Origin of the sequence: Chitinophaga silvisoli, assembly GCF_003412465.1 — a bacterium.
Lineage (GTDB): Bacteria > Bacteroidota > Bacteroidia > Chitinophagales > Chitinophagaceae > Chitinophaga > Chitinophaga silvisoli.
Genome location: NZ_QTJV01000007.1, coordinates 399,041 through 422,864, shown reverse-complemented (window position 1 = coordinate 422,864; position 23,824 = coordinate 399,041). Strand labels below are relative to the sequence as shown.

Genomic DNA, 23,824 nt, shown 5'->3' with positions numbered 1-23,824 from the left:
CGCAAAAAAAAAGCGGCTACGGAGAGATCTCTGTAGCCCTTTTCATTTATTGTAAACCTTAATTCAAAACTATTTGAAGATCGGCGTATCCAGTTTCATCGCTATCCTGTAAGCTGCATTCATCAGGCCTACATGGCTGTAAGCCTGCGGGAAATTGCCCCACTGACTACCATTTGTTTCATCCACGTCTTCACTAAACAACATGAGATGATTTGAATATTGCATCAGCTTCTCAAATTCTTTCACTGCATCATCCACTCTACCTACACATGCCAGTGCTTCCACATACCAGAAAGCGCAGACCAGGAAGGTCGTCTTCGGCTTCCCGAAATCATCTGAGTGCAGGTAACGATAGAATAAACCGTTCGGTGTTTTCAACTCTTTTTCCAATGCCGCCAGGTGATCTTTTGCCTTGTCAGAAGCCGGATCCAGGTAGTTCATCATGATGAGCTGCAGGGTGCTGGCATCCAGGTACAGACTACCTGTTGCATTGGTATATACTTTACGAATCGGGTCGTAACAGCTTTCGATATGCGCTGCTGCTCTATTCTTTAAAGCTACGGCCTGTGCCGCCAGGTCATTGTTGCCGATGATACGGGCCATTTTTTCTGCTGCAGAGCAACCCGCCCACTGGAACAGGTTACTGTAGCAATGGATGTTGGCGAAGTTGCGGAACTCCCAGATACCTGCATCTTTTTCATCGATGGTTCGTTCGATCTTCCTGAGGAGGTATTCGATCCACCAGGCAGAGTCTTTTCTTTCAGAGAAGACAAAGCGATGATCGGTATATAAGGGCAACATGGAGATGAGTACCTGTCCGTAGATATCATTCTGGATATGCTCATAGGCCTGATTTCCGACCCTTACAGGTTGATTGCCCTGGTAGCCGTCCAGATGTGGAAGTATTTGCTCAACCAGGTTCTTTTTGCCCGTAATGCCATAAAGCGGCTGGTACCGGTAATCACCTGAGAAGGAAATATCAGCCACATAGCTGAAATACTTTTCCATTTCCTCGAAGTGACCAATATGGTTGAGGGCGGTAATTACGTAATATGTATCCCTGAGCCAGCAATAGCGGTAATCCCAGTTACGTCCGCTACCCGGAGATTCCGGCAGACTGGTAGTGCTGGCGGCGATGATAGCCCCGGTATCTTCATACTGGTGAATCTTCAGGGCCAGGGCAGAACGGATGACGGCTGGCTGGTAGAAGTTGGCGATATTGGAGTGCTTGATCCAGGTACGCCAATAAACGGTCGTTTCGCGGAGGAAACGTTCAGCAGTACTATTGAGTGGCGCTTCCAGGGGCTGGCCATAGGAGAGAAGGAGGTATTTTTCTTCATTCACAACGAAGAATTCCTCTTCAAAAAGGTAGCTCACAGGAATATTGGTGGTAAGGCGGATATGTTCATCACATCCCAGGAATTCGATGTGATTGCTGCCCCGCTGTGCTTTGAGTTTGCGCCCACCGTAGTCACATACGGGTTCACATTTGACCCGGACACGTGGATTGCCTTCCAGTGGGGTGATTTTACGGATCAGCATCAATGGTTTGAAATACCTTTCGTATTGATAAAAACGTGGGGCAAAATCGGTAATCCTGTATTTACCATTTGCACTGGTAATTTCAGTGACCAGGATGTTGGTATTTTCAAGATAATACTGTCGGCTATTGTATTCTCCCTCGGGCAGGATGGAGAACTCTCCTCCCTTTTTCTTGTCAAGCATGCCTCCGAACACGAAGGTACTATCCATCTGGGGCCAGCAAAGCCAGTCGATATTGGTGTTGATGTTCACATGCGCCAGGAAAGCGCAGTTACCGATCAAGCCTGTTTGATAGGTGTGTTTGTCCATAAGTATTATTCCTTTTCCGGCTTGGTATTAAATTATTCAATACATCTTTCTTCACTGATTGTTCATTGTTTACACAAAAGGTGTTCCACAATTGAGGAATTGGGGAATTGAGCCGGGGTGTGGACCTGGCCGGGGAACTGAATTATCAGGTTTGATTCCATTGCAGGCAGGACTTCCGGCCTGTTAATACCATTGCGGGTTTTACTGGCGCAGCCCGATTGGCATTTTTTTCGTATATTATGTTGTATATGCGCAAATGGCTTCGTATAACCATCATTGTTTTCAGTGGCCTCATAGGTCTGTTGCTCTTGCTTTGGCTGGCCCTTGCTTTTTATATTCACACGCATAAAGCATACATCCTGAAGCAGATCAGCGACCAGGTGAATGACCGCCTCCATGGGGGCGAATTGACTATTGGAGAACTGGAACCTGCTTTGGTGCAAAGTTTTCCTGATGTATCTGTTGCGCTGAAAGATGTAAGTGTGAAAGATAGTCTCTGGGTGCAACATAAGCATGAGCTGGTGAAAGTCTCGCGCCTCTTTGTACAGGTGAATACCCTGGCACTGCTCAGGAAGCAGCTGGACATAAAGCAGATCAGTCTACAAAAAGGAACGATCTACCTGTATACTGATAGTACGGGATACACCAATGCCAGCGTGTTGAAGAAGAAAAATGAGCAGGTGAAAAACACAAAAGGAAGCAGCACGAATGCGGATATTACCAGGTTAAACCTGGAGCATGTAAGGCTGGTAATGGATAACCAGCTGAAAGGAAAGTCCTTTGATTTCGATGTCTCGCGCCTGCGTGGCAGCTTGCTCACCAATGATTCCGGATGGACGGCTAGGGTGGACATGGATCTGAAAGTAAACTCCTTTGCTTTCAATACCGGCAGGGGCAGTTTCTTAAAGGATAAAGACCTTTCTACAGACCTGGAACTGCATTATAATACCAGGAAGAAAGTACTCGATATTCCCCAGCAGATCTTACGGATTGATAATAAACAGGACCTTTCAGTAGGTGCGAATTTTTCATTTGCAGATGATAAGGCATTCACCATCCATATCATAGCTGAAAATGCTTCGCTGGCACATGTCTCTACTATGCTCACCCCGAATATCAAAGAAAGGCTGGATAGTATTCAGATGGAAAAACCACTGGATGCGGAGTGTGTGATCAAAGGCGGACTGGCAGATAAAGGTACGCCTTTGCTGAAGGTGATCTGGCAAACAAAAGATAATAACATTACTACAAAAGGGCTGGAGCTCACGGAATGTAGTTTTGGCGGTAGTTACAGCAATGACTGGGTACCTGGAAAGGGGCATGGGGATGATAATTCTATCATCAGTCTTTACAACCTGAACACGCGTTGTTTCAGTATCCCGGTGACGGCAGATACTGTTCATATTTCCAATTTACAGCATCCTGCATTGACCGGCTATTTCAGGGCGGATTTTCAATTGACGGACCTGAATGCGGATGGTGTCTTTAACTTCACCGGTGGCACAGCAAAAGCGAACCTGTTTTACAAGGGAGGCATTACTGCGGGAGATACTATCAAACCTTTCCTGAAAGGCACTGTAGAAGTATTACACGGTGTACTGGCATATATACCGCGCAACCTGCAGTTTACAGACTGCAATGCGAAGCTGGATTTTACCGGGCAGGACCTTTACATGGAAAATATCAGCGTGCAGACAGCAAAGAGCAAGCTTTTCATGGAGGGGAGTGTGCTGAATATAACCAACCTGTTTTTCTCAGCGCCTGAGAAGTTGCAACTGGCCTGGAAGGTACATAGTCCGATCCTGGACCTGAATGAGTTCAGGGGTTTCCTGGCACAGAGAGGCAAGGTCGTGCAAAGCAAGGCAGCGGCGCGGAAGAAGATGACCCGTATCACGAACCAGCTGGATGTGATGCTTAATTCCTGTAATGTGAACCTGAATGTGGCGCTGGATAAGCTCATTTATCAGCGCTTTACGGCACAGCAGGTCAGGGCAGACATCTCACTGACCCAGACAGATATCCGGCTCAACCAGATTGCGCTCTCACATGCGGGGGGAACTATCCAGCTGAGTGGTAACGTCCTCCAGAATGGCAATAATAACCGTTTTAAGGTCAATACAGACATTAATAATGTGCATGTGGACCAGTTGTTCTATGCATTCAATGATTTCGGTATGCAGACCCTGAATTCGAAAAACCTGCGGGGCATCCTGTCAGCCAAAGCGAACATTTCCGGCAATATCTTTGACAATGGCAAGGTGGCACCGAAATCGCTGTATGGCACGATGGGGTTTGAACTGAGACAAGGCGCGCTGGTACATGTATCGCAGCTGGAGGATATAGGGAACATTGCGTTCAGGAAGCGGGATATGGGAAATATTACTTTTGAAAATGTGAAAAATAACCTCACGATACAGGGGGATAAGGTGCTGGTACCGCCGATGCAGATCAACTCCAGTGTGCTCTATATGGATGTATCCGGGGTATATGGTATGACATCGGGAACAGATCTCTATATCGATGTGCCGCTTCGTAATCCTAAGAAGGATGTGGACATTGAGGACAAGGAAATGAAAAAGAAACGCAGGACCAGGGGCATCGTGCTACACCTGCATGCTACGGATGACGGAAATGGCAAAGTGAAGATAAAATTAGGCAGTAAAAAGAAAGATGAGGGCAAGGATGTAACAAATTAGGGATAGCCGGCGTTTGAGGGAAGGGAAAATAAACTATTTTTGCGGCCTTATAATTATTTAATGCACCCATGAGAAAACTATTGCCAATCGCTTTGCTGGCTATGATCGTGGCCTGTAAGAAAAATGAAGATACCAGAACTTCGATCAGTTACACAGGCAAATGGTTCATTTCGCAAACGGTAAGTCTGCAGTATTATATCAATACAGATGGGGATACTGTTTATTTCAGGAATGATACCCGTAATTATGCGGATAGCACAGCGTACCTGGATATAAAACTGACAGGGTATACAACCGGTAAAGCGGCATTGTACCTGGATGGTTACCTGGATTCGCTGAGTTATGAGTATATGACGAAGGAGTATTTTAAACTGGATAGCACTTTGTGTGTGGTGCAGGAGGCGAGTGATTCCGTGTTCAGGTTTAATACCCTGGTTTATAATGGAGAACTGGTGCCGGGAAGGGTAGTGGTGACACAGGATTATTTTGTGGCAGACAGGCGCTGATGGTCATTTTGAAAATGGCTTATGCATGTAAGGGGATAATGTGATAGCAACAGGGAATTGGCGAAACGAATCAGCTCATTTAGCTGCCCGTTTTAGGTAAGTGCAATAATTAGAAGGATTGGAATCAGATTAAATTTTTACACCAGCAAATAAGTTCATGTGGGAAAGGGATAAAAGGCATGATTTTTTAGGCTTTTAACCTGACCATATTATTCCCGATGTCAAGAGACTTTTTCAGCACATTCCGGACTGCATTCCGGACATTACAGAACAATGATCCACTGCGGCTGGCTGGCGCAACGGCGTTCTTTGCCAGTTTTGCGTTGCCTCCTATCTTATTAATACTGCTACAGGTCATGGGCCTGTTATTTGACCGGAAACATTTGGGCAAGCAATTATTTCAGCGTCTTGGCGAGCTGGTAGGTACGGATAGTGCCGAGCAGGTAGTGGTGACGCTGAGGGGCTTCCGAAACCTGGGTAAGACCTGGCCGGTAGCAACACTGCTGTTTATCTTTCTCTTATTTGTAGCTACAACTTTATTAAAAGTAATTCGCAGTTCGCTCAACCAGTTGTGGCAAATCCGCCTGCCACAGCGGGAAGGTTTCGTGAGGTCCCTGATGGGACGGCTGCGTTCCCTGATTGTGATCGGGGCGGCCGGTATTCTTTTCCTGGCCAGTGTGCTGACGGAAAGTGCGCATGCCTTTCTGGGTACTTACATTCACGATCTCTTTCCCAATACAGACCTGATCTTCAATGAATTGTTCACGCAGGTTGTGTCCCTGGCTATTATGACGGCCTGGTTCACGGTATTGTTCCGCTACCTGCCTGATGCCAGGCCTGACTGGAAAGTTGCTTTTTCCGGGGCATTCCTTACGGGGATCCTGTTCGGGATAGGCAAGTTTGTGCTGAGACGTTTGCTGTACGGCGGCAATATTGGTATCCTGTACGGTGCCTCTGCTTCGGCGGTATTGTTGATGCTGTTTATCTTTTACAGTTCTATTATCTTCTATTACGGGGCAGCGTTTACAAAGGCGTGGAGTGAATTTAAACAACGACCTATGCAGCCACTGAGGCATGCTACGTTTTACGAACTTGCAGATGTAGAAATGTAAACAGGAGTCAGCAAGGCATTACGCCTCGCCCCTCAGCACCATTTCAATATGCTCCTTTACAGGATTGCTAAACCCTTCTACAGTAATTTTTGGATGCTGGTCCAGATTGATTGTAATTCTTCCATTTTCATTTACCAACGTGTCCGAAAGGGGCTCCAGTAATGCATGCATTTGTCGCACACCCATTTGCGCGAGTTGGTTCATAACAGTATCTTCCAGCTGATGGAATTCACGATTCTTGTAAGAATAGATAACCTGGATCATTGTGTTTAAGATTTTCAAAGGATGATAAAATAATTAATACTTGTTCTTTCTTCCTGATGTTGGTTACACTAATATCCCCGTTTACAAAGGATAATAAAAAGTTTTCATTGGATGAATTGTAATATATGTCCCCATCGACTGGCAAAAATCAAACCAATTGAATGCCTGTGTAAATATATAAATTTTATTAATAACTAGTTGTATTTCACTTTTATAAAACTTTTCCACAATCTGTTTTCCACACCTATCATAAACTGCCTTTGGTAGTCAGTAAAGGATTTATTTTATTTAAAAGCCCCAGGTCCAATTCTGTTACAGACGGCATCCAAATAAATCTGAATATCGTTATCTTGCCGCCTCAAACATTGCAGATGCGCAAATTTCGTTACACAAATCTATTCCTGGTGTTGGCGTGCTTCTCTGCCACCACAGCAGTAGCGCAGCCCGGGCAATCCACAAAATGGAGCCGTGACGGGCAATATATCTATGAGCCTTCTACCAGTTCTATCGTTGCGGTAAAACTTTCAGACGGTTCACAATCAGAAAAGGTCCCAGCCAGATTATTGACCCAGGGTAACTACCAGATCAGGATCCGCGACTTTGACTTCTCTGCCGATGAAAAGAAACTCCTCGTTTATGCCAATGCGGAGCGTGTATGGCGCTACGATACCCGTGGCGATTACTATGTACTGGATCTGAGTAATAATAGTCTGAAGAAACTCGGTGCAGACCTGCCCCAGTCTTCCCTCATGTTCGCTAAGTTCTCTCCCGATGCCAGGCAGGTTGCTTACGTAAGCGGGCATAACCTCTACGTTGAAGATCTCGCCAGCGGTACGCGTAAAGCTCTTACGACAGACGGTACCCGCCGACTGATCAATGGTACTTTCGACTGGGCTTACGAAGAAGAATTCGGCTGCCGCGATGGTTTCCGCTGGAGTCCTGACGGCAAATCCATTGCCTACTGGCAGATCGATGCCACAAAGATCCGGGACTTCCTCATGATCGACAATACTGACTCTATCTATTCATATACTGTTCCGGTAGAATATCCCAAAGCAGGGGAGAGTCCTTCTGCATGTCGTGTGGGCGTGGTAGATATTGCTACTGCAAAGACTACCTGGCTGCAGGTGCCCGGCGATGAACAGCAACACTACATTCCACGTATGGAATGGGTACCTGGCAGAAATGAACTCATCCTGCAACAGCTGAACCGCAAGCAGAATGAAAGTATCCTCTTCCTCGCCAATGCTGCTACCGGCAAGGCAAGCTCTTTCTATAAAGAAAACGACTCTGCCTGGATTGATGTGAAATCCCGCTGGGATGACCGCGATATCAGCGGCTGGGACTGGCTTTCCAACGGACAGTCCTTCGTATGGGTAAGTGAAAAAGACGGCTGGCGACACCTTTACAATGTAGACCTGAAAGGAAAGGAGCAACTGATTACGCCGGGTAACTACGATGTCATTAACCTGCTGAAAGTAGATGAAGCGCATAAAGTGGCTTACATCCTGGCTTCTCCCGACGACGCCACCCAGCAGTATCTCTACAAGGTTTCACTGGATGGTAAAGGCAAACCGGAGCGAATTTCTCCGCTGTCAGAACCCGGTACACATTCCTACGAAATCTCTCCTGATGCACAATACGCATTGCATGGCTTCTCCAACCACTACTACCGCAATCAGCAGGAAGTGGTAAAACTCGCTACCCACAAAAGCGGCGAGGGAGAGCAGATCTATAAAGACATCATCAGCTCCCGCAGAATCCAGAAACAGGAGTTTTTCAATGTAACTACTGTAGATGGTGTGACCATGACGGGCTGGATGGCAAAGCCTAACAACTTTGACTCTACGAAAAAGTATCCTGTAGTATTCTATGTATATGGTGAACCAGCCGGTGCTACTACCATGGATCAATATGGTGCGGGTTACAATCACCTGTACAATGGTGATATGGCCGCAGATGGTTACATCTACATCTCTATGGATAACAGGGGTACACCACAACCTAAAGGCAGAACATGGCGCAAGGCGATCTATCGTAAGGTAGGGATCCTGAATGCCCGTGACCAGGCAATGGGCGCGAAAGAGCTGTTCAGAGAACACAGCTATATGGATACTTCACGTGTAGCCGTGTGGGGTTGGAGCGGTGGTGGTTCTATGACACTGAACCTGCTGTTCCAGTATCCTGAAATTTATAAGACGGGTATTGCCATTGCAGCTGTGGGGAACCAGCTGACCTATGATAATATTTATCAGGAGCGTTATATGGGATTGCCACAGGAGAACAGGGAGGATTTTGTAAAAGGATCACCGATCACTTATGCAAAGAACCTGCGTGGCAACCTGCTGTATGTACATGGTACAGGTGATGACAATGTGCATTATCAGAACGCAGAAATGTTGCTGAATGAGCTGATCAAAAATGATAAGATCTTCCAGTTCATGGCCTATCCGAACCGCACCCATGGTATTAGTGAAGGGGAAGGTACGAGAAGACATTTAGCGACTTTGTATACTAATTATTTGAAAGAACATTGTGCGCCAGGCGCGAGGTAATTGAATTATGGCAAAAAATAAAATTTTCGGACTATTATCAGTTGTAGTGGTCCTTGTATGTGCATTCCTGCCCTGGATTACTGTAGAAAGTAAACAGCTGGTTTTCACCGGGGTACAGACCAATGGCTCTTATTTCGGTGAGCCTGGGAAGGTGAATGTTTTCTTTGCGGTAGTGATTGGGATCTTATTTGTGCTGAAGGGGAAAATGCCTTCCAGGATCAATCTCTTCCTGGCAGCGTTCCTGGCGGCGTGGACATTCAGGAATTTGTTGCTGTTCAGCAGGTGTGAGATGGGTGAGTGCCCGGACAGGCATATTGCCTTATTCCTGTCGTTCGTGGCGGCATTGGGCGCATTTATTTCAGTGTTGTTTACGAATAATGGGAAAACAGCTGAGAAGAAGGACTAAAAAAAGAGCGGGTTTCTGTTAACAGAAACCCGCTCTTTTTTTTAACGGAAGATCATTGCCATGATCCAGGCACCAAAATAAACGGCACCTGTGTACCCGATATTCCGCAGAATCACCGGTAATGCCGGCTGATTGGTCATTTTGGACTTTATAAAACTAAATAAGATCATGAGCACGAAGCAGAATGTAACACTGTTCTGTGCTGCCCGATAAAAGTTTTCATTCTTTAAATAAGGGAGTAAGGGCAATATGCCTCCTACAAGAAAAAAGAACCCCGTAATCGCTGCACTCAACAGCGCACGGCCCAGATTGAAATGGGTCACTGCCACCTGCTCCTGCTGTAAAGTATTTTCCCAGTCATTTGCATCTCTCTCCATTTCGCTGGCTATATCCGCGATGATGTGATGGCCTATTTCCAGGTCTTCGAGTTTCCGGCGTTCTTCGGCGGAGAGCGTACCTACATCATGCTGGGTATCGCCCTTGTTGGCATAGTAAGCGGTGATCATTACAAGCACGCTCCCTATGATCCAGATCAGGGTATTGATGGTATAGAACCGTTGTACAGTGATGTCGAGATCATGGGACAGGAAGGTGGTGAAAAATAGTAACAACAGTCCTTCCGGAAAACCGATGATGAAATCTGTTTTCCAACCAGTACTGCGGATAGTTTTAATATTTTCGGACATGTAGCGGAATTGTTGGTGAGTCATTTACGAACATACCATGACATCAGATTCCGCGGAAAAACATTGGTAGAAATGCTTTCAGGGAAATTTATTCTTCCTGATCCTTCCTGGAAATGTTTTCCGCAAAATCGATTTTAAAAATATGCCTTCAAGGAACATGCCTGAGTTTATAAGATCTCCAGACTACGCCCTATAATCTCCACGCTTTCCTTCACCTGTGAAGCGTTGATCAGCAAAGGTGGCGCAAACCTGATTTTGTCGCCATGCGTTGGTTTCGCGAGCAGGCCATTCTCTTTCAGCGCCAGGCACAGATCCCAGGCAGCTTCCGGATTGGGATGATTGATGACAATAGCGTTGAGGAGTCCTTTTCCCCGGATTGTTCCAATATGTGGAGAGGCCAGTGCGGCCAGTTCCTGTCTTAGGAGTGCCCCCATAGCTGCGGCATTTTCTGCCATTTTCTCTGTTTGCAACACTGTCAGGGCAGCCATGGCTACTTTACATGCCAGCGGGTTACCACCATAAGTACTGCCGTGTTCACCTGGTTTGATGGTAAGCATAATTTCATCATTCGCCAGTACGGCGGCTACGGGTAGCAGGCCGCCAGACAGGGCTTTACCAAGAATGAGGATATCCGGGCGTACATCTTCATGATCGCAGGCCAGCATTTTACCGGTGCGTGCAAGGCCGGTCTGAATTTCGTCTGCAATGAAGAGCACCTGGGCATCTTCGCAGTATTGACGGGCTTTGGCCAGGTAGCCTTCATCAGGTACCACTACGCCGGCTTCACCCTGGATAGGTTCTAATAAGAAGCCTGCCACGTTTTGATCCTGCAGGGCTTTTTCCAACGCAGGCAGGTTATTGTAAGGAATTACTTCATAGCCGGGCATGAAGGGACCAAAGTCAGTGCGGGAGCTGGGATCAGTGCTGAATGAAATGACATTCAGGGTACGGCCGTGGAAATTGTTGGCGCATACGATGATCTTTGCTTTGTTTTCGGGGATGCCTTTTACGACATATCCCCAGCGGCGGGCCAGTTTCAGGGCCGTTTCGACAGCTTCCACACCGGTATTTACAGGGAGCACCTTGTCGAATCCAAAGTAGTTGGTGATAAATGCTGCATATTCACCCAGGAGGTCGTTGTGAAAGGCACGGGAGGTCAGGGTCAGTTTCTGCGCCTGATCAATGAGTGCCTGTACAAGTACCGGGTGGCAGTGACCCTGGTTGACGGCGGAATAGCCGGAAAGGAAATCGTAATATCTTTTACCGTCTACATCGTAGAGGAATACACCTTCGCCACGATCCAGTACGACCGGGAGGGGGTGATAATTGTGTGCGCCGTATTGTTCTTCCAGATCCAGGTAATGCCGGGTCTTTTCACTTATCTTGAATGATTGTAACATACAGTACAAAAGTACGGTTAAAAGCGAAGGGATGGCGAAAAAAAGTCGCGTCCGCCTATGGCAGAAGCGATTTTTTCATGGAATGTACCGGCCTGCGGCCGGCTTTTAATTTTTCAATGAGGTGACTAACCGGATGTATTCTTCCATGGCAGCATCCGAAGACTTCCCTTTCAGTTCCTCCCATGCCTGGTACTTGGCCTTCGCCACAAAATCAAAGGGGTTGGCAGGTGGCTCAGCCGTATTATCTCCCTCCGTGGCCTGTTTATATAATGAATATAATTTTAATAAGATTTCATTAGAGGGCTTTTCAGACAAGGTTTTGCTGTCGGCAACGGCTGTTTCAAATTGTGTTTTGAGGTCCATTTTATAAGTTTGTATTAAATATAGCCAAAATAGTATGAAATACCCGGGTCCGACATATTCAGGAATAGCAAAATTTAAATACCTTTGCGGCTTGACGCGGGGCGGAAGAAACGTCTTGTTTTATAAGCATATATGAAGAATATCAGGAATTTTTGCATCATTGCGCACATTGACCACGGTAAAAGTACATTGGCCGACAGGCTATTAGAGCATACCAAGACCATTTCCGAAAGGGATATGCAGGCGCAGGTCCTGGATGATATGGATCTCGAAAGAGAAAAGGGTATTACCATTAAGAGCCATGCCATCCAGATGAACTATACGTCCAATGGACAGCAATATGTATTTAACCTCATTGATACCCCCGGTCACGTGGACTTCTCCTATGAAGTATCCCGCGCACTGGCAGCCTGTGAAGGCGCTCTATTGCTCGTAGACGCTGCCCAGGGTATTCAGGCCCAGACTATTTCCAACCTGTACCTGGCACTGGAAAACGACCTGGAAATCATCCCGGTTATCAATAAAATCGATATGGAAGGGGCTATGATCCCTGAAGTAAAGGACCAGATCATCGAACTGATCGGCTGTAAGGAAGAAGAAATTCTCCTGGCTTCCGGTAAGTCCGGTATCGGGATCGAAGAGATCCTGGAGGCCATCGTCAACCGTATTCCGGCTCCAACAGGCGAACCGGAAGCTCCCCTACAGGCGCTGATCTTCGATAGCGTGTTCAACTCCTTCCGCGGGATCATCGCCTATTACAGAATTTATAACGGCACCATTAAAAAAGGTGAGAAAATCCGTTTTGTAAATACCGGTCAGGAATACTTTGCCGATGAGGTAGGTGTACTGAAACTGGGCCTTTCACCTCAGAAGGAAGTGAAAACCGGAGATGTTGGTTACATCATCACTGGTATCAAGAACGCCAAAGAGGTAAAGGTAGGTGATACTATCACCAGCATGGCCAACCCTTCCCTGGAAGCGATCAAAGGTTTCGAAGAGGTAAAGCCAATGGTATTTGCCGGTATCTTCCCGGTAAACACCGAAGACTTCGAAGAGCTGCGTGACTGTATGGAAAAACTCCAGCTGAATGATGCTTCCCTGACTTTCGAACTGGAAACTTCCCAGGCTTTGGGCTTCGGTTTCCGATGCGGATTCCTGGGCATGCTGCACATGGAGATCATCCAGGAAAGACTGGAAAGGGAGTTTAACCAGACGGTGATTACTACTGTGCCGAACGTAAGCTTTATAGCTTATACAACCCGTAAGGAAGTGATCCAGGTAAACAACCCTTCCGAAATGCCTGATCCAAGCCGTATCGAACGAATTGAAGAGCCATGGATCCGTGCACAGATCATTACCAAACCAGATTATATCGGCAATATTATGACCCTCTGCCTGGGTAAGAGAGGTCTCCTCATTAACCAGAGTTACCTGACACCGACCCGTGTGGAGCTGATCTTCGAAATGCCATTGACAGAAATCGTGTTTGACTTCTATGATAAACTGAAGAGCCAGACCCGTGGTTACGCATCATTCGACTATTCCCCGATCGGTATGAGAGATTCTGATATCGCGAAGATGGATATCCTGTTGAATGGTGATAAGGTGGATGCATTGAGTGCGCTGATTCACCGTAGCCGTGCGCAGGACTTTGGTCGTAAGTTGTGCGAAAAGCTGAGAGAATTGCTGCCACGCCAGCAGTTTATGATTGCGATTCAGGCAGCTATTGGGGCGAAGATCCTGGCGCGTGAAACGATTAGTGCCATGCGTAAGGATGTGACCGCGAAGTGTTATGGTGGTGATATTTCCCGTAAGCGTAAATTGTTGGAGAAGCAGAAGGAAGGTAAGAAGAGAATGAGACAGATCGGAAATGTGGAAGTACCACAGGAAGCATTCCTGGCGGTGCTGAAGCTGGACGAGTAGTGTTGGGCTGCTTTAAAATTGGGTATAAAAATTTAGTAGGCTGTGTTGTTGCAACACAGCCTATTTATTTATAAGGGCATAAAAAAAGCCGGTCGCATTAATGCGACCGGCTTTTTGAAATATCTTTTGCGATTAAGCTAACTGTTTCTTCGGATGGAAAGAAATCTGCCTGATCAGTTCCCACGCACCAAACAGTACCGCACTAAAGAAAATGTTTCCAAGAATACCATTCAGTGCAAAGCTGCTAAACAGGTCTCCCTGTTTGAAGAATGGAATACCGGCTGCATAGCAGGCGATCAGACCACTGAAGGTATGAGGATACATATTTGTGGTGAGGAAAGTACCGAGGTTGGTAATTAAAAAGAATGTCACACCTGTACCAATGCTGGCGATCAGGATAGTCAGTGCATCTGCTTTCTTAATACGGGTAGCGATCCAGGTAATGAAGAGGAAGGCACCATATACAAAGAACAGCTGACCAATGTAAGCACCATAGAAGACCTGTACATTGGTAAAGAACTGGAGGAACAGATCACTCAGAAAAAGGGTAAGGATGGGTAACAGATAAGCCAGGCGTTTGTTCCGGATCATCATACCACCAAAGAGGGCAGAAGCGCCAATAGCGTTAAAGTTCCATAACTGGAGGTTGTTGGTGATGACACGGCTGATGATAGCCAGGAAGATCAGTACGGCAATCATTATATTTTCACGGGTATCCTTCTTCATTTGATCAGTTTATTTGTACAAAGATAGGGAAAAAGCGAAAAAATCGCTTCTACCAAAGGTGGAAGCGATTTTTCAGTAAATTAATGAAATTATGCCGGAACTCCTGCCTTATAAATCACTACGCCGTCTTTAGACTCGATCTGGTAAGTCGCCTCGTACAGTGCTACGACAGACTGACCTTTCAGCACCGGCAGGTTCACACCACCTTCGCCAGTTACCGTTGCTGAGCCCTGGAGCACCAGCAGGATCTCGGTGGATGTGCTGGTATGCTCATATTTCTGACCCGCTTTCAACTCGATACGGCTTACGACGAAATCAGGCGCTGGTGAAGCATAGATGCTTTCCAGGCCACCTTTTACTGCATCCCCTTTCAGAATTTTCGGATGTACAGCTTCGAAACGGGTATGTTTCAGCAATTCAGGTACATCGATATGCTTAGGTGTCAGGCCACCACGCAGCACATTGTCTGAATTGGCCATCAGTTCCACATTCTGGCCTTCCAGGTATGCGTGAGGAATACCTGCATCCTGGAATACGGCTTCGCCTTCATGTACTTCCATGATATTAAAGAAGTAAATGGAGAAGATCCCTCTATCCAGTCTGTCAAGACCCTGTGGGTCATTCGCAATGGCCCGGCCTGTCCAGAAAGCAGGATCTGACTTGTGCAGGGTACCCGCCTGGTAAGCAGGCAAAACTCTTTCTGCCAGCGGGCGCAGGAACTTATTCACTTCTTCCTGTGGCAGCTCCATGACAGCTTTGTACAGGCCATAGTAACCGTCTTTTTCGAAGATAGGTGCCAGGCTGGCAAATTCAGGAACGGTGGTGAGTACTTTCTTCAGTTTATCTTCAGGCAGGAAACCATGGAGCAGCCAGAATTCGCTGAGGGCTACCATGATTTCAGGCTTGTGATTGGCATCTTTATAGTTACGGTGCGATGCATTCAACGGAATACCAGCTTCATTTTCGCGGGCAAATCCTTTTTCAGCTTCTACTTTGGTAGGGTGCACCTGGATGGACAACATGTCTTTTACGTCGAGGATCTTGAACAGGAAAGGCAGTTCTCCGAACCGGTCCCACACTTTCTGGCCCAGGGCCGCGGCAGGATTAGCTTTGATCAGTTGGTCGAGTGCTGTGGCCTGGCCATCCATGTCTATTTTGGAAGGGGCGCTTTGGTGTGCTCCCATCCAGTATTCCGCACTGGGATTCTTTGTTTCGGGGATGCCCAGGAGTGCCGGGATATAATGATAACCACCCCATGCATAATTTTGAACCTTACCTTCCAGTCTGAATAGTTTCTTCTCACTCATACGTTATGCGTTATAATTGTTTATTTTCAATAACAGTGAACCTGAAAAATTTCCTCAAAGGAAGTTAAAAATTAATCAATATCCAATGTTAACCCACCTTGATTTAGGTAAAAAGGGCGAGGAAATTGCGAGGGCGCATTTTTCAGCACAGGAATATATCATTTTGTGTGCCAACTGGAAGTTGGGGCGGAAGGAGATTGATCTGATCGTGAGTAAAGATCAGTGTTTGGTTTTTGTGGAGGTGAAGACGCTGGCGACTGATGTGTGGGGGTATCCGGAGAAGAATGTGACGGTGGGGAAGATCAGGCGGATACGGGCGGTGGCGGAGGGGTATATGAATACGATGAAGGTCTTGCCTAAACGAATACGGTTTGATATTGTTTCAATAACGTTTAGGGAGGATGGGAGTCATGAGTTGGTGCATTTTGAAGATTGCTTTTAAAAGAGAGCCCCCGGTTTTTTTTGCCTTTGGCAAAAGAAAACCGGGGGCTGGCGGTGTGGCCTGGGGCCGGCTGGAATTGCCGTACCTATTACCAGATACCCGTATAATTATGTGGTGTGATTGCCTTCAATTCTTTTTTCAGGCTTGCACTTATTTTCAACCCGTCAATAAACTTATGCATTGTCTTCTGCGTAATCTGATCTCCACCACGTGTCAACGCTTTCAGTGCCTCATAAGGCTGCGGGAAATTCTCCCTGCGCAGCACTGTCTGAATCGCTTCCGCTACCACCGCCCAGTTATTTTCCAGGTCATCATGCAGTTTCGCCTCGTTCAGGATCAGTTTATCCATTCCTTTTGCCAGGGATTTCAGGGCAAGGATAGAATGGCTGAAGGGCACACCTACGTTCCTTAAAACAGTAGAATCAGTGAGATCGCGCTGTAAGCGGGAAATAGGCAGTTTCGCACTCAGGTGCTCAAACAGCGCATTTGCCAGACCAAAGTTACCTTCCGCATTTTCGAAATCAATAGGGTTCACCTTATGCGGCATGGCAGAAGAACCTACTTCGTTTGCCTTGATCTTTTGTTTGAAATAATCCATGGAGATATACTGCCAGATATCGCGGCTGAAATCTATCAGGATAGTATTGATACGTTTTAAGGTATCGAATTGCGCAGCAATGTTGTCGTAATGTTCAATCTGGGTAGTATATTTCATACGCTGTAAGCCCAGGGTGTTGTTCACGAACTTATCGCCAAATTTCTCCCAGTTGATCTTAGGGAAGGCCACGTGGTGTGCGTTGAAATTGCCCGTAGCACCCCCGAATTTAGCCGCGAAAGGAATATCGCCGAGCAGTTTCACCTGGCCTTCCAGTCTTTCGGCAAAGACCAGGATCTCCTTGCCCAAGATGGTTGGAGACGCTGGCTGACCATGGGTACGGGCCAGCATTGGGATCTTCATCCATTGTTTGCCGAATTTCTTCAGGCCCAGGATCAGGTTGGCGATAGCAGGCATATATACGTGCTCTACTGCTTCTTTCCAGAATAGTGGAGTGGCGGTATTATTTACGTCCTGTGAAGTGAGGCCAAAGTGTACCCACTCCAGTTTATCTTCCAGGCCTAAGCCTTTCAGTTCGTTTTTAACGAAGTATTCTACAGCTTTTACATCATGATTGGTCACCTTCTCCGTATCCTTGATCAGCTGGGCATTTTCTACCGTAAATTCCTGATAGATCTTACGCAGTGCAGGTACCTGGTTTTTGGGGAGGCTGAAAAGCTTCTGCTCAGAAAGGGCGATGAAGTATTCAATCTCTACCAGTACACGGTAGCGGATCAGTGCAAATTCAGAAAAATAAGGGGCCAGTTCTTCCAGTTGTTTGCGATAACGCCCATCCAGCGGGGAAATGGCGGTCAATGATTGTAATTGCATACTAAAATTTTATTGTTTAGTAATGGGTGGTTTTCACCCATTTCAGGATACATATAGCTAAAATGTGCTAATTTAGCCGGCAAAATTACTGAAATTGGAACGGAAAGTAAAAGTAGCGGCAGTAAGTTATTTGAATACCAAGCCATTATTATTTGGATTTAGGAATCATCCGGTGATGGACATGATGGAGCTGAGTGTGGATTATCCGGCTAAGATAGGCCAGCAGCTGATAGACGGGATTGTTGACGTAGCACTTGTGCCGGTGGCAGTGATACCGAAGATGAAAGAGTACCACATTATTTCAGATTATTGTATTGGGGCTGAGGGGCCGGTTGCGTCAGTTTGCCTCTTTTCTGATGTCCCTTTGCACGACATTAAACGGATCTATCTGGATTACCAGAGCCGGTCTTCAGTAGCGCTGTTGAAATTGCTGGTGAAGGATTACTGGAAACTGGATGTGGAGTTTATTCCTACTACAGGTGATTATGAAGGGAATATCAAAGGCACCGATGCCGGGTTAGTGATCGGGGACAGGGCGTTTTTGCAGCGTAAGGTGTCTCCTTATATTTATGACCTGGCAGAACATTGGATCAGGTATACAAGTCTGCCGATGGTATTTGCGGCCTGGATTAGTAATAAACCTTTGCCGGTTGAGTTCATCCAGCAGTTTAATAATGCAAACGGAATCGGGATCAATAATATCCCGGCGGTAGTGGCGGAGAATCCTTACGGGGAGTATGACCTGACCACTTATTATGTAAAGAACCTGAGCTATCCTTTGACCCCTTCTAAAAAGCAGGGTCTGAATAAGTTCCTTTGGTATTTGCAACAGTAAAAGACGTATTAATAATATAGTAAAAGAGCTTGTAGCAAAAGTAAATTCCGGACATTTAATCCGGATGCCTGTGGGAGGGAATTTTAAAATAAAATTCTAATTCCATCAAATTACTTTTGGTACAAGCTCTTTTATTTTGATGAGGCCCTGCGGCCGGACAGAAATCCAAATTTTAGAAGGAGAGCCAATTATTTTCATTAAATTAGTTACCCACTAATCACGGAAGCATGAAAATAGGTATCCTGGGCAGCGGCCCCGTCGGCCTTACGCTAAGTGAAGGCCTTGTCAGGGCAGGACATGAAGTGATCCTTGGCACCCGTAACCCGGCCAAAGAGTCTCTGCAACAATGGATACGCAAAATAGGTGGCCACGTTACTGCTGCTCCTTTCCGGGAGGCAGCCGCTCAGGGAGAGTTACTGGTCATCTGTACCAGCTGGGCAGGTACCCAAAAAGCAATTGAGGCCGCCGGCCTTTGGAATTTCAAAAATAAAGTTGTTGTCGATGTCACGAATCCACTGGATGGGAAAGGACCTGACCAGCAGGGGAGACTGAGCTTTTCAATTGGCCATACCAATTCAGCAGGCGAGCAGCTGCAGGCCTGGTTGCCGCCGGATGCGCATGTGGTAAAGGCCCTGAGCTGTATCGGGCATGAATCTATGTTCAGGCCGCAGCATGAACAGGATGCACCGACCATGTTTATCTGTGGAAATAAACGGCAGGCGAAGGCAACGGTGACGGAATTGTTGCAGCAAATGGGATGGATTGATATTGTGGATATGGGAAGTATTGAAATGAGCAGGAATATCGAGCCGCTGAGTATCCTGTGGTATGCATATGGGTTCAGGACAGGGACCTGGCAACATGGGTTCAGACTGGTGAAGAAGCCGTCTTAATTAAAACAAGATACAAACAGTTTCCATACTGTAAATCATATTAAAACCCCCAGAACAAACCCAAACAAAAAGGCCTTCCTGAAACTCAGAAAGGCCCTTCATAAAGCGGTTTAGATTTGTTTGACGTGTATATAAAAATTGGGATCCACCTTAAAATCCTTTTTATTTGTCAGCGTAAACTGCGTTGACTGCCAGTGTTTGCCTGGATATATAAACGTATACCCCCTATCATTCAATGTCACCTTCACCGGCATATCGAAGTTCTCCACATCCGTCACCCACCTGAACTGCAATTCATTCCCGTTGAAATGATACTCCAGCGTAGGGATTGTCGTCCGCGTCAGGTACTGTTCAAACACCTTCTTAAAATTCATCTGTGTCATGTAATTCAGGTAATCCAGGATATCCTTAGTCGTCACCGTCTGGTGCCAGAAGGTCTGGTTCATTCCTCTCAACACTTCCCTGAATACATTGTCATTGTTAATGATCTGCCGGATGGTATGGATCATATTCCCTCCTTTATAATACATATCGCCACTACCTTCCGCATTCACACCATAAGGTGCTATAATCGGTATATCATTCCGGATGTTCTGGCGCACGCCCACTATATACTCAAACGCTGCCTGCCGGCCAAACTCACACTCCGTATACAAAGTCTCTGAATAGTTGGTAAACGCCTCGTGGATCCACATATCCGCCAGGTCTTTGCTGGTAATATTATTCCCAAACCATTCATGTCCACTTTCATGCACAATGATAAAATCCCACTTCAAACCCCAGCCGGTACCGGAAAGGTCACGACCTTTATAACCCCAGCCAAAGCCATTACCATAAGCCACAGCACTCTGGTGTTCCATACCTAAGTGTGGTGCTTCCACCAGTTTGTAGCTATCCTGGTAAAAAGGATATTTCCCGAACCAGAACTCAAAACATGCCAGCATCTTCTTCGCTTCCTGAAAGTGAATCGTAGCCGTATCTACATTGTAATCCAGCACCCAATAGCTCAGGTCCAGTTTACCACCCTCACCATTATAAGTATCCTTGATCTCTTTGTAGTTGCCGATATTCAGCGCCACGTCATAGTTATTGATCGGGTTTGCCACATACCAGAAATATGTATCCGTACCATCTTTATTACTTACTTTCTTTTTCAGCCGGCCATTGGACACATCCACGAGGAAGTTAGGCACAGTCACGGCAATGGTCATATCATTCGGCTCGTCCGACTGTGTATCCTTGTTCGGCCACCATACGCTGGCTCCCAGGCCCTGACAGGCTGTTGCAATCCACGGACGACCATCCTTATCTTTCCGCCAGATGATACCACCATCCCAGGGAGGATTCACCGCCGCTTTAGGACGACCATGGAAGAAAATGGTTACTTTCTTGGTACCACCTTTCGGTTGCTGTGCCAGTGTTCGCACCATTACCGCATCGCCATCACGCTCATAGGCCAGCTTCTGTTTGTCCTGCATCACACTATCCACTTCCATCGGCAGTTGCAGATCTATCTGCATAATACTATCCGGCTTATTAATAAAATAGGTAATGGTATTATAACCTCCCAGGGTACTATCCTGGGCATTCAGGGCTACATGGAGGTCGTAGTTCTGTACATCCCACCATTCCCGGGCAGGGGTGATTGAACCACGGAGTGTATCCGCATGGGTGAAGGTCCGCTCCTGGGCTCCAGCCGACAGGGCTGCAGCCATGACCATTAAAAGCAACAATAAGCCACGCATAGAAATTGATATTTTTATAATGGAAAGATATTAATTTTCAGTTTAATGAGCATACAACGTTTTTTAATAATATGGACCGTGGTAATAGGATTGAGTAGTTGTCAATCCAGCCAAACCGAAAAAAGGCAGGTCTTCAGGTACAATGCTGTCGATGGTATCGCCACTCTCGATCCCGCATTTGCGAAGAACCAGTCTATCATCTGGGTGGTCAAACAACTTTACAATACCCTCGTGGAACCCGATCAGCAATTGCAGATCAGGCCCTCCCTGGCACAAAGCTGGGAGGTAACACCCGATGCTAAGGTCTATACCTTTCACCTCCGTACCGATGTATTCTTTCATGACAATGATGTATTCCCCGGTGGCAAAGGCCGTAAGATGATTGCCAGCGATGTGGTATATAGTTTACGCCGCATTATGGACCCCGCCACCGCCTCTGCAGGTGCCTGGATTTTCAATGGTAAAGTGGATCCTGATAAAGGATTTGAAGCTATCAACGATTCTACGTTCAGGCTCACGCTCTTACAACCCTTTCATCCCGTACTCGGTATTCTCAGTATGCAATATTGCTCTGTCATTCCCCACGAAATCGTAGAGAAATATGGCAAGGATTTCAGGAAACATCCCTGCGGCACCGGCCCCTTTCAATTCGATTACTGGGAAGAAGGTCAGGCACTGGTGCTCCATAAGTTCCCTCGTTATTTCGAAAAAGGATTACCTTATTTAGATGCCGTGAAAGTTAGTTTCCTCGATAACAAAGCGACTGAATTCCTGTTGTTCCGCCAGGGACAACTGGATTTTATGAACGATATCGATGCAAGTTTTAAAGACGAAGTGCTGAATAAAAAAGGAGAACTGAAAAAAGAGTGGGAGGGGAAGATGATCCTGGATAAGACACCGCAGTTAAACGTGGAATATTTCGGCTTCCTCCTCGATAGCACTAAGATCGCCCAGTCACCTACCCGCATCAAAAAAATCCGTTTAGCCATCAACTATGGTTTTGACCGGGCAAAGATGATCACCTTTCTCCGCAATGGTATCGGTACGCCTGCCAATGCAGGCTTTATTCCCGCCGGACTGCCTTCTTTCGATACAACTAAAGTAAAAGGATATTCTTATAACCCTGCGAAAGCCAGGCAATTGTTAAAAGAAGCGGGCTATCCTGAAGGTAAGGGCCTGCCGCCGATAAAACTCTTGTCTATTCCTATTTATGAGGACTATGCCAATTATGCCGCGAACCAACTCCAGCAAATAGGCATTACCGTACAGGTAGAAGTTTTACAAAAAGCCCTGCTGCTGGAACAAACCGCCAAGTCCGATGCCATCTTCTTCAGGGGTAGCTGGATGGGTGACTATGCCGATGCTGAAAATTACCTGGCCGTATTCTACAGCAAGAACCCGGCACCGCCCAATTACACCCGCTACAGGAATCCTGCTTACGATCAACTCTACGAAGCCGCTTTACAGGAGAATAATGACAGTATACGATATAGCCTTTATAACCAGATGGACCGGATGATTGTAGCGGATGCGCCCGTTGTGCCATTGTTTTATGACGAGGTCATTCACCTGATTCAGCCAAATGTAAAGGGGATGGAGAATAACGGGCTGAACCTGCTGGAATTGCGCAAAGTGAAGATAGTACAATAAACTTTAACATTTTATTGCACTATACCTATGGCCGGAATTCGCTTATTGTGAACTATCTCAATGGTTCTGATGTATTTAATGATGGTAATTAGATTATCTTCGCCCACTTATTTATCAAAATTTAAAAAGAGTTAATGACAGCGATATTGATATTTTTCTTCGCGCACTGGTTCCTGTCGCTTTTCTTCCACACCTTCTTTTTGCACAGGTATGCATCCCATCAGATGTATACGACAAACAAATTCTGGGAAAAAGTATTTTACTTCTCCACCTGGTTCTTCCAGGGAAGTTCTTACCTGGTACCCCGTGCGTATGGCGTGATGCACAGAATGCACCACGAGTTTAGTGATACAGAGGAAGATCCGCATTCACCACACTTCTTCAAGGATGTATGGTCTATGATGGTTCATACACGTAAAATGTATAATGACTTCCTGAACGGGAAGCGTGTAGCTGCTGAAGAGTTTACCAAAGATCCGTTGCCTGTGTGGAATGCGATGGATAAATTCGGTGATCATAATATTACCCGCCTTGTTTGGATGGGGATCTATATTGGCTATTATGTAGCGTTTGCACCCAGCTTCTGGTGGTATTTATTGCTGCCCATTCACTTCCTGATGGGGCCTGTTCAGGGTGCTGTAGTGAACTGGTGTGGTCATAAATATGGTTATCATAGTTTTGATAACGGCGATCATTCAAGGAATACTTCTCCCTGGGGAATATTGCTGTTAGGTGAGTTGTTCCAGAATAACCACCATAAGTTTAAGGATAGTCCGAACTTCGCTAAGAAATGGTTTGAGCTGGATCCAACTTATCCGGTTATGAGGCTGATGCATTGGGTGGGGATTATTAAGATAAAACCGAAAGAAGCAAAAGTGGTGAGTATGAAAGCTGCCGCTTAAATAGCTTAAATCATTATAACAAGGACGCTTTTGCCATAGGCAAAAGCGTCCTTGTTTTGTTCAATAGCGAACACCGGCTGATTCATAAGCGAACAAATCCATCCCATTATTTACAACTAAACCATTGATTAACAGC

At 46.2% G+C, this 23,824-nt stretch carries 20 protein-coding genes; 11 read left to right on the top strand and 9 right to left on the bottom strand.

All coding sequences use genetic code 11. The annotated features are described in order from the left end of the window. Positions 1-69: 69 nt before the first annotated feature. Positions 70-1,851 carry a glycoside hydrolase family 15 protein gene (locus tag DXN04_RS20435; RefSeq protein WP_199415092.1) on the bottom strand — a complete coding sequence of 594 codons (1,782 nt, stop codon included), beginning with the start codon at positions 1,849-1,851 and terminating at the stop codon, positions 70-72. A 248-nt stretch (positions 1,852-2,099) separates the two neighbouring features. On the opposite strand from DXN04_RS20435, the gene DXN04_RS20430 reads away from it, so the two are divergent. The 3 genes from DXN04_RS20430 (at position 2,100) to DXN04_RS20420 (ending at position 6,165) form a co-directional block, all read left to right on the top strand. Then, positions 2,100-4,547 (top strand): AsmA family protein, encoded by a 2,448-nt coding sequence (locus DXN04_RS20430; protein ID WP_158569092.1) that lies wholly within the window; start codon positions 2,100-2,102, stop codon positions 4,545-4,547. Between the two features lie 68 nt (positions 4,548-4,615). Continuing rightward, complete coding sequence (locus DXN04_RS20425; protein ID WP_147320006.1) at positions 4,616-5,053, top strand: hypothetical protein; 438 nt, start codon at positions 4,616-4,618, stop codon at positions 5,051-5,053. 218 nt (positions 5,054-5,271) lie between these two features. Next, positions 5,272-6,165 (top strand): YihY/virulence factor BrkB family protein, encoded by an 894-nt coding sequence (locus DXN04_RS20420; protein WP_116855239.1) that lies wholly within the window; start codon positions 5,272-5,274, stop codon positions 6,163-6,165. 18 nt (positions 6,166-6,183) lie between these two features. Here the strand turns inward: DXN04_RS20420 and DXN04_RS20415 are convergent, their stop codons facing one another. Further along, positions 6,184-6,429, bottom strand: coding sequence for a hypothetical protein (locus DXN04_RS20415; RefSeq protein WP_116855238.1), 246 nt, complete (start codon positions 6,427-6,429; stop codon positions 6,184-6,186). Positions 6,430-6,800: 371 nt separating this feature from the next. On the opposite strand from DXN04_RS20415, the gene DXN04_RS20410 reads away from it, so the two are divergent. Continuing rightward, positions 6,801-8,984 (top strand): S9 family peptidase, encoded by a 2,184-nt coding sequence (locus tag DXN04_RS20410; protein WP_116855237.1) that lies wholly within the window; start codon positions 6,801-6,803, stop codon positions 8,982-8,984. A 7-nt stretch (positions 8,985-8,991) separates the two neighbouring features. Next, a complete protein-coding gene (locus DXN04_RS20405; protein WP_116855236.1) occupies positions 8,992-9,390 on the top strand; it encodes a hypothetical protein in 399 nt (132 codons plus the stop codon). A 41-nt stretch (positions 9,391-9,431) separates the two neighbouring features. On the opposite strand, the gene DXN04_RS20400 is transcribed toward DXN04_RS20405, so the two are convergent. The 3 genes from DXN04_RS20400 to DXN04_RS20390 form a co-directional block, all read right to left on the bottom strand. Beyond that, positions 9,432-10,076, bottom strand: a complete 645-nt coding sequence (locus DXN04_RS20400) for a VIT1/CCC1 transporter family protein (protein ID WP_158569091.1) — start codon at positions 10,074-10,076, stop codon at positions 9,432-9,434. Positions 10,077-10,243: 167 nt separating this feature from the next. Beyond that, on the bottom strand, positions 10,244-11,476 hold the full coding sequence (gene rocD / locus DXN04_RS20395) for an ornithine--oxo-acid transaminase (RefSeq protein ID WP_116855234.1): 1,233 nt from the start codon (positions 11,474-11,476) through the stop codon (positions 10,244-10,246). A gap of 105 nt (positions 11,477-11,581) precedes the next feature. Continuing rightward, entirely contained in the window at positions 11,582-11,839 is a 258-nt protein-coding gene (locus tag DXN04_RS20390) for an acyl-CoA-binding protein (RefSeq protein WP_116855233.1), read from the bottom strand. Positions 11,840-11,971: 132 nt separating this feature from the next. Here DXN04_RS20390 and lepA point away from each other — a divergent pair, with 132 nt between their 5' ends. Then, complete coding sequence (gene lepA, locus DXN04_RS20385; RefSeq protein WP_116855232.1) at positions 11,972-13,762, top strand: translation elongation factor 4; 1,791 nt, start codon at positions 11,972-11,974, stop codon at positions 13,760-13,762. A 132-nt stretch (positions 13,763-13,894) separates the two neighbouring features. On the opposite strand, the gene DXN04_RS20380 is transcribed toward lepA, so the two are convergent. After that, positions 13,895-14,488 (bottom strand): SoxR reducing system RseC family protein, encoded by a 594-nt coding sequence (locus DXN04_RS20380; RefSeq protein WP_116855231.1) that lies wholly within the window; start codon positions 14,486-14,488, stop codon positions 13,895-13,897. Positions 14,489-14,577: 89 nt separating this feature from the next. Next, positions 14,578-15,795: a mannose-6-phosphate isomerase, class I gene (manA, locus tag DXN04_RS20375; protein ID WP_116855230.1), complete on the bottom strand. Its 1,218-nt coding sequence runs from the start codon at positions 15,793-15,795 to the stop codon at positions 14,578-14,580. 85 nt (positions 15,796-15,880) lie between these two features. Here manA and DXN04_RS20370 point away from each other — a divergent pair, with 85 nt between their 5' ends. Beyond that, entirely contained in the window at positions 15,881-16,237 is a 357-nt protein-coding gene (locus DXN04_RS20370; protein WP_116855229.1) for a YraN family protein, read from the top strand. Between the two features lie 88 nt (positions 16,238-16,325). On the opposite strand, the gene purB is transcribed toward DXN04_RS20370, so the two are convergent. Then, the gene (purB, locus tag DXN04_RS20365) at positions 16,326-17,663 is read right to left on the bottom strand and encodes an adenylosuccinate lyase (protein ID WP_116855228.1); all 1,338 of its coding nucleotides are present in this window, start codon (positions 17,661-17,663) and stop codon (positions 16,326-16,328) included. A gap of 94 nt (positions 17,664-17,757) precedes the next feature. Between purB and DXN04_RS20360 the strand changes: the two genes are divergently transcribed. Next, positions 17,758-18,498 carry a menaquinone biosynthetic enzyme MqnA/MqnD family protein gene (locus DXN04_RS20360; protein WP_116855227.1) on the top strand — a complete coding sequence of 247 codons (741 nt, stop codon included), beginning with the start codon at positions 17,758-17,760 and terminating at the stop codon, positions 18,496-18,498. Between the two features lie 227 nt (positions 18,499-18,725). After that, positions 18,726-19,391 carry an NADPH-dependent F420 reductase gene (locus DXN04_RS20355; RefSeq protein ID WP_116855226.1) on the top strand — a complete coding sequence of 222 codons (666 nt, stop codon included), beginning with the start codon at positions 18,726-18,728 and terminating at the stop codon, positions 19,389-19,391. A gap of 110 nt (positions 19,392-19,501) precedes the next feature. Here the strand turns inward: DXN04_RS20355 and DXN04_RS20350 are convergent, their stop codons facing one another. After that, positions 19,502-21,136, bottom strand: coding sequence for a M1 family metallopeptidase (locus tag DXN04_RS20350; protein ID WP_116855225.1), 1,635 nt, complete (start codon positions 21,134-21,136; stop codon positions 19,502-19,504). A 45-nt stretch (positions 21,137-21,181) separates the two neighbouring features. On the opposite strand from DXN04_RS20350, the gene DXN04_RS20345 reads away from it, so the two are divergent. Both DXN04_RS20345 and DXN04_RS20340 read left to right on the top strand, forming a co-directional pair. After that, entirely contained in the window at positions 21,182-22,786 is a 1,605-nt protein-coding gene (locus tag DXN04_RS20345; protein WP_116855224.1) for an ABC transporter substrate-binding protein, read from the top strand. Positions 22,787-22,920: 134 nt separating this feature from the next. After that, the gene (locus tag DXN04_RS20340; protein WP_116855223.1) at positions 22,921-23,688 is read left to right on the top strand and encodes an acyl-CoA desaturase; all 768 of its coding nucleotides are present in this window, start codon (positions 22,921-22,923) and stop codon (positions 23,686-23,688) included. The last annotated feature ends 136 nt before the right edge of the window (positions 23,689-23,824 follow it).